At 47.8% G+C, this 6,889-nt stretch carries 7 protein-coding genes and 2 pseudogenes; 6 read left to right on the top strand and 3 right to left on the bottom strand.

Features of this window, described 5'->3' with window-relative positions:
- Nucleotides 1-37: 37 nt before the first annotated feature.
- The 6 genes and pseudogenes from EA14781_RS26210 to EA14781_RS21305 form a co-directional block, all read left to right on the top strand.
- Nucleotides 38-802: pseudogene (locus EA14781_RS26210) on the top strand (DUF6493 family protein); the annotation flags it as partial.
- A gap of 216 nt (nt 803-1,018) precedes the next feature.
- Nucleotides 1,019-1,717: a DUF7824 domain-containing protein gene (locus EA14781_RS26205; RefSeq protein ID WP_024164761.1), complete on the top strand. Its 699-nt coding sequence runs from the start codon at nt 1,019-1,021 to the stop codon at nt 1,715-1,717.
- Nucleotides 1,665-2,021 (top strand): DUF7824 domain-containing protein, encoded by a 357-nt coding sequence (locus EA14781_RS25905; protein WP_241955844.1) that lies wholly within the window; start codon nt 1,665-1,667, stop codon nt 2,019-2,021. Before EA14781_RS26205 ends, EA14781_RS25905 begins: the two co-directional genes overlap by 53 nt.
- Before the next feature lie 307 nt (nt 2,022-2,328).
- The gene (locus EA14781_RS25900; RefSeq protein WP_024164762.1) at nt 2,329-2,634 is read left to right on the top strand and encodes a DUF7825 domain-containing protein; all 306 of its coding nucleotides are present in this window, start codon (nt 2,329-2,331) and stop codon (nt 2,632-2,634) included.
- On the top strand, nt 2,635-3,978 hold the full coding sequence (locus EA14781_RS21310) for an SWIM zinc finger family protein (RefSeq protein ID WP_000390263.1): 1,344 nt from the start codon (nt 2,635-2,637) through the stop codon (nt 3,976-3,978).
- 44 nt (nt 3,979-4,022) lie between these two features.
- Nucleotides 4,023-4,769, top strand: coding sequence for a GntR family transcriptional regulator (locus EA14781_RS21305; protein WP_000434043.1), 747 nt, complete (start codon nt 4,023-4,025; stop codon nt 4,767-4,769).
- On the opposite strand, the gene EA14781_RS21300 is transcribed toward EA14781_RS21305, so the two are convergent.
- The 3 genes and pseudogenes from EA14781_RS21300 to EA14781_RS21290 all read right to left on the bottom strand — a co-directional run.
- Nucleotides 4,743-5,708, bottom strand: a complete 966-nt coding sequence (locus tag EA14781_RS21300) for a carbohydrate kinase family protein (protein ID WP_000092990.1) — start codon at nt 5,706-5,708, stop codon at nt 4,743-4,745. The genes EA14781_RS21305 and EA14781_RS21300 overlap by 27 nt on opposite strands.
- Complete coding sequence (locus EA14781_RS21295) at nt 5,705-6,709, bottom strand: ADP-ribosylglycohydrolase family protein (RefSeq protein ID WP_000846193.1); 1,005 nt, start codon at nt 6,707-6,709, stop codon at nt 5,705-5,707. The genes EA14781_RS21300 and EA14781_RS21295 overlap by 4 nt, the downstream gene beginning before the upstream one ends.
- Nucleotides 6,706-6,889: pseudogene (locus EA14781_RS21290) on the bottom strand (nucleoside permease); the annotation flags it as partial. The pseudogene EA14781_RS21290 and the gene EA14781_RS21295, both read right to left, overlap by 4 nt.

Here is a 6,889-nt window from a genome sequence, read left to right as displayed (position 1 = left end):
TCTGAAGTCGCTGGATGATAAGCAGCGAAAAAATTTAGTGCCGCTTATAAAGAAAGACGTGAAACGATTAGGCGAGTATCAATGGCATGAAGTAAGTATCGGCGGTCTTCGTGGTGGAACTTACCAGCAAGATGGTACAAAAAATCAGTTAGAGATGCTTAGCCTGGCGATCATCGGTTGCTATGCGCGAAAAGACTGTAAAAATATTGAACGTAACTTGCTGAGTTCTAATGAGGCAGTTAAACAGACACTCAAATGGCACTGCCCGGAATGGCTTACTGATTATATTAATGGTGATATTAAAGGTGGACATTTTTCAATAGATTATGCCACTCTCTGCGACTGGATTGCCGAAGGATATGTTGGCAATATTACACCGCAGGTTATTGTTAGTAAAATCACCTCTGCATCAAATCTTGAAAAATATCGCTTTTCTTTAGACGATCATATCTGGATGGTGTTTAATTATCCATGCGGTATTGCATGATCAGATCAGTGGTATCCAAAGGAAAGTAAACCTGAGGATGCCGGAGAACGGAAATGGATATATTTCTTCAAAAAATATATCACGGAAAAACGTATCAACAGAATAAGAGTATTACAAGAGAGTTTGCTCGCGGTTAATCGTAATTTTAATCGTGAACAAACATGCTGGTACGCCACGCTATTTACTTTACTGCAACCGACGATAGATGAGTGCTTACAACTACAGGAAGAGTTATTTTCAACGTTTTGTTGTCCACAGAGCAAACCTGTCGCGACAGCATTACAGGCAATCAAAAAGATCGTCGATCACAGAGATTTTCGTTATAATGAGTTTATCACCTATCTTCCGCAGCTATTTTCTGCTACCACTAAAAGTATTGTCGATAGTGCATTAGTAATTGCTGATAAATTAGCTAAACAACAATCAGAAAAAAGACCAGAAATATGTCAATATCTTACTGCTGTATTTCTAAGTAAAGATGTTAGCCTGCAAAATAAAGCCGCTAAGTTAATAGCTAAATATGGTAACCCCATGGAACCCGGATTTAGCTTGCTATTGAACAGTTATGCAGACAATATGCTTACTGGTGCTCGGGAATTGTTGACTGGCTTTCCTGGTATTCAGCCAATATTGAACAATGAATATGATGAACTATCCGCACTTTTACCACTGATTCGTGAAGATAACCGTATTGCAGAAATTGAGACCTGGGATGATTTTGTCTTCCTGGCAGGGCAGGCATTTCATAACGTTGAGTCGTATTACTTTGACCTGTTACCAGCTGCATTGTTACGTTTTGCTCCTGAAATTAATGAAGAGAATGTGAACCAACTGGAACCTGCATTTATGCAGGCGCTGGAGACATCTGAACATATTTCTTTTTTTGACGGGATGTTGGGCTTTTTCTTTATGGAATATGCGGCAGAACTTATCTCATGTTTTCCACTACAGACAGCAAAAATTAAAATAGTATATGAAAATTTTCAGGAGTTAAAAAATACAACTGACGAATGGAAAAAGATAGACTGGGGGTTTCATTCCTATGATAAGGAAGACAAAAAAAGAAGTCGCTCATGGATTGCGTTTTTCAAAAATATTCTGTTGCTATTAAAAAACAACGTTAATCTGCCTTTGCTTTCAACACCCACGCATCTGCCTTGCTTTATTGACACCGGCGGTGTTTGTCCTGCGCCTTTTGCAATACCAAAATGCGGGTGTTGTTCCTGTTAGTCAGGATATGCAACTTGCGATTCAACGGTGTGTATTTATTGGCAGTCAACCTGATATTTCACAACTTAACACCGAATATGCTGCATTAGTGCGATATTTGTTTTCCGGCGCGCAAGACGCATTAGCACAAGTCGCGCATGAAGAATGGAAACTGGCGGCCATTATTACCCGCAGTGCGGTGAATCCTGATACAACGTCTTTTGATGTCGGGTATACATTGCTGGAAAAACACGCGTTACCGATGGAATTATTAAGTAATATTTTCCCCTGGTTTATCAAGGGAGATAAAAAAACTCCCCAGTAAGAACATTCAATTTTGACGTTACAACGGCTGTTCAAAATCTGGAGATGACTTTGTTCTATGCTGACAGTTTCATGCCTTGCTCTAAATACAGTTACTTTGGCGGAGAGTATAAGCGGCGAACGCTGTATGCTTTCCCCTGGCAGGGTGATGTCACACTCATGCGTTATATAGAAATGAATTTTCATGATCCAAACATTTCATCAACGAAATCGAATCTGGAAATCCTCCAGGCACTTTACGATCTCCCTTTGCCACTTTCTCCCATGGGCCACTTTCTCCCATGGGCCACTTGCTTACCGGGCTTTGTATGCTTCATGCCGACAAAACGGTTCGTGCTCTTGCTGGCGAATTATGGATTGATAAACTGCGTTATCCACAAGGCGTGAATTCTACCCATATCGGCGACATCCTGGGGCATCTGGAAAAAGAAAACTGGGCACCACTCAAACGTTTTACCGATCTCGCTATGCAGTCGCTTATCAATATCAGCTCTCGCCATAATCAGTCATTACTGGAGATGATCACTGCAATGGATAGCCATTTGAATATAGTAAAAATCACCAATTACAAAAAGCTCAATGAGCTGCAACTCGAACTCACAAGGAAGTCATAAATGGAAGATACGCTCACTTATTGTTACAACATCCCATCCGTTTTGCATAAAACGAACGGCCAGGATGAATTACGTCTGGCAAAATATAGCGAGATCCAAAAGGCATCCGATGCGCCCTGTTTCTTTGTCGGTCAGGTCAGGCAACCTTTTTTGATGGCGCGTTGTTTAATTGCGTTGTCTAACGTGGTGAAGTCGAGCTTTAACCTTTCGCTCGCGCAACTAGCGCTACTGAAAGATCCCATTGTCAGTGCAGGATATGAACGGGTGCGGTTTGAAGGGTTTTCCCATTGCGCCGGGGTTTATGCGCGGCTCGATATTTTGCCCGATGGCTTAAATGGCGAGTTTTTACAAAGCGGTACGACTAATGTTGATTTCAATCAACCGATGCTGTCGGCGCTGGCGAGAGTGCGCAATAGTGAAGTGGTTACGCTTTCGGTAGGGCAAAAATCGGTTGGCCTACATCTTGAGAGCCAGCAGGTTATTGAACGCAAAGTGCCACTTCCAGTGAAATGGATTAAAGGCCTCAGTAGCGTGCAGGTCTACCTTGCACAGTCGGTAAAAGGTCATCAGTTTAATAAAGTTCAGGCACAGCAACTGTTTCGCTCATTACCCAAAGGGCAGGTGAAAACTGATTACTATTTGCAGGTGCGTGGTACGACGCCACAATTTTCGCCAGTAAAATCAGTCAATGCAGTGTGTATCGGCGGTCTGCATCGCCTGCGCTTACTGGAACCCTTGTTACCTTTTGTTGACTGCTTGCAGGTCTTCGCACAACCAGATATGCAATCCACCACCTGGCAACTCTGGTTTGGCGATCTACGTTTCACGCTTTCTTTATCACGCGATTGCTGGCGTGGATTTTCTGGTGAAGGGGCGACGCTGGATGCGCTAAATGAGGGTATTGACGAAAGCTGGCTGACTGTTTTTGATGAGCAGGCACAGGCCAACCAGACCATTAGCCCGACATTTTTCACTTCCGGTGGCAGTCAGTGGCTGGGAAAAACCGACACATTAGCCGCGCAACTGGCAGCAATGGGATTACTGGGTTACGACCTTACCGATAATGCTTATTTTTATCGCCAGTTGCCGTTCAAACTCTCCCGCGTAATGAGTCTGAACCCGCGCCTGAAAGGGGCTGATAAATTGCTGCAAGAGAATAAAGTTGAGATTATTAGTCAGCAACCAGCCAGAATCGAGGCGCGGGTCGAGGGAAGTGGTGTACGACATACGGTCATTCTCGACGGCAACGGTGAACGCTGTACCTGTGAATGGTTCAGTAAATATCAGGGCGAAAGAGGACCGTGCAAGCATGTGCTGGCGGTGAAGAAACTGCTAAGACAATAGGCGCGTGATATACTTCCGCCAGACCCATCGCTGGAAAAAGACAAATGGAACAAGCGCATACCCAGCTTATCGCCCAACTGAACGAACGTATTTTAGCGGCGGACAACACGCCGCTTTATATTAAGTTTGCTGAAACGGTGAAAAATGCCGTGCGCAGCGGGGTGCTGGAGCATGGCAATATTTTGCCTGGCGAGCGTGATTTGAGCCAGTTAACCGGCGTTTCGCGCATTACGGTGCGCAAGGCGATGCAGGCGCTGGAAGAAGAGGGCGTGGTGACACGTTCGCGTGGTTACGGCACGCAAATCAACAACATCTTCGAATACTCGTTGAAAGAAGCGCGAGGTTTTTCTCAGCAGGTGGTGTTGCGCGGGAAAAAGCCCGATACGCTATGGGTTAACAAGCGAGTCGTTAAATGCCCTGAAGAGGTGGCGCAGCAACTGGCGGTCGAAGCGGGCAGTGATGTCTTTTTGTTGAAGCGTATTCGTTATGTCGATGAAGAAGCGGTATCGATTGAAGAATCGTGGGTTCCGGTGCATTTAATTCATGATGTTGATGCCATCGGTATCTCTCTCTATGACTACTTCCGCAGTCAGCATATTTACCCGCAACGTACACGTTCCCGCGTTAGCGCCCGGATGCCGGATGCTGAGTTTCAGTCACACATTCAGCTAGATAGCAAAATACCGGTGCTGGTGATCAAGCAAGTGGCGCTTGACCAACAGCAACGGCCTGTTGAGTACAGCATCAGCCACTGTCGCAGCGATCTATACGTTTTTGTGTGCGAGGAGTAGTTCCTCACGCGTTGGCGCACAATCACCGCCGTGATGCCCGACCACCCATGACGCCACAGCATTACCCAGCAGCACTGCGTCTGCCAGCGGTAAGCCGGAGGCCAGCCCGGCCAGAACGCCACCTGCGTGGCTATCACCCGCACCAATCGTGTCTACGACTTGCGTCGGAAATGCCGAAATACAACCAGAAGATTGCGCACTAAAATACCACGCGCCTTCTTTGTCGAGACGCACGATCAATGGCGCGGTAAATTTTTCCTGCCATTGCTTGCCGAGCGTCGTTATATCGGTGGATAAAGCAAAATGTTCGGCGGCAATTTCAGCTTCCTGGCGATTGAGTGACACCAATGGTCGACAGGTCATGATGCGTTCAAGTAATGCATCCGGGATATCGCCAATACGCGGGCCAAAATCGATAAATGGCATCACGTCGTTCAGCCCTTCCAGCCATTCCACTAATAATTCGCCGCAGGGCGAGGCCAGTTGATAGCCGGAAAAATAGAGCAGGCTGCCAGGCGCAACGGTTAATCGTGCCAACCATTCGCGATTCCACTGATTTTCCACCCCACTGAACGACATAAACGTGCGTTCGCCATCAGGCTCAACCAGCGCCAGGCACCAGCCGTTATCGCCTTCGGCGTTATCGATGAGGCTGATTAATCCCTCTTTCGCCATCCGGTTGCGAATAATCTCCGCCCATACTCCCTGACCGAGCGGCAATGCGTTGTCTGCTTCGATGCCGAGGCGTTTTAACGCCATGGCAATATTCAGCGCGCAGCCGCCAACGTTTACGCTTTGCTGCTTCAGCTCGATATCGCACCCGCGCCAGGGCAGGGCGTAAGCGTCGGCGATCACATCAATGACCGCCGCGCCAATCACCATAACCGGCTGACGCGTCGTTAATTCAGGCAGCAGCGTGTGTAATTGAGCGCTGCTCATACTGCCTCCCGTTGTTGCCGATATTTCGCCAGCGCCGTGGCATAGCGGTTGAAATCAAGCTGATTTACCGCATCCAGTTTTGCTTTTAACGCAGGATCGATAGCGTTAACGCCATGCAACGCGCCACAAATCGCCGTCGCCATAGCACCGATGGTGTCGGTATCGCCGCCAAGATTAGCGCACAGGATGGCGCAACGGTTTGGGTCGGTTTGTGCCAGTTCAACCAGTGCAATGGCGCACGGCACGGACTCAATGGTGCTGGTGCCTGCGCCAACGACCTGATAAAGCCGTTCGCTGGCGGATTCTGTACCGTCGGCGTTGCGGACAATTTTTAGTGCAATTTCCAGACGAGCCGCCAGAGAAGCGCTGAACGTGGTGATACGTTTTTGTTGTGCATATAACGCAATTGAGGGGAGTGAGTCGACAATTGTTGACCAGTTTTCTCCGTCAATGGCACGAGAAATCGCCCATGCAATGACTACCGCGCCCGCGACCGCCAGATCGGATTTATGGGTCGGGCTGGACGCCAGCGCTACATCATCAATAAAGGAATCAATATCGCGCGCCGGAAGTAAACATCCCAGCGGAGACACTCGCATTGCCGCGCCGTTGGTCACGCCGTTGTTTTCGAGTTCGGCAACAGGTTTACCTTCACGAATGGCATTGAGGGCTATTTTTGACGTCGGCCCAAGAACGTTTTTGTTAAACGCGTCGAAGCGTTCGGCCCAGCTGAGAATATTACGCCCAATCAGATCCGGGTCGATTTCGCCTTCGCGCTCCAGCAACGCATCTGCCAGACAGAGCGCCATTGAGGTGTCGTCGGTAAATTCGGCGCAGTCAAAATAACAGGCCGCGTTATTCTCCTTTGGTCCTGGCAGAAAACGGTCAATCCAGCCAAAATGCGCTTTGACGCGGGAACGCGGCCAAAGCTCGGAGGGCATTCCCATCGCATCCCCTAACGCCTGCCCGTAAAGAGCACCGAGAATACGTTCTGTTTTCATTTAACTTCCCCCTGTGTTAACGCAATGTCGCGATCATCGACTTTGATAGCCGTAATTTCGTTGTCGGATTCGCGGAAAAAAACCATGAACAGCACGGCAATAATGGCAATCATCATCGCACCGAAAGTCCACATCCCGGCCCAGTTAAAAGTCAGTCCATTTACCGGTTCCTGATACGGG

Source organism: Escherichia albertii NBRC 107761 = DSM 17582 (genome assembly GCF_000759775.1).
Taxonomy (GTDB): Bacteria; Pseudomonadota; Gammaproteobacteria; order Enterobacterales; family Enterobacteriaceae; genus Escherichia; species Escherichia albertii.
The sequence above is the reverse complement of the archived record's forward strand: the minus strand, read 5'-3'. Positions and strand labels throughout refer to the sequence as shown.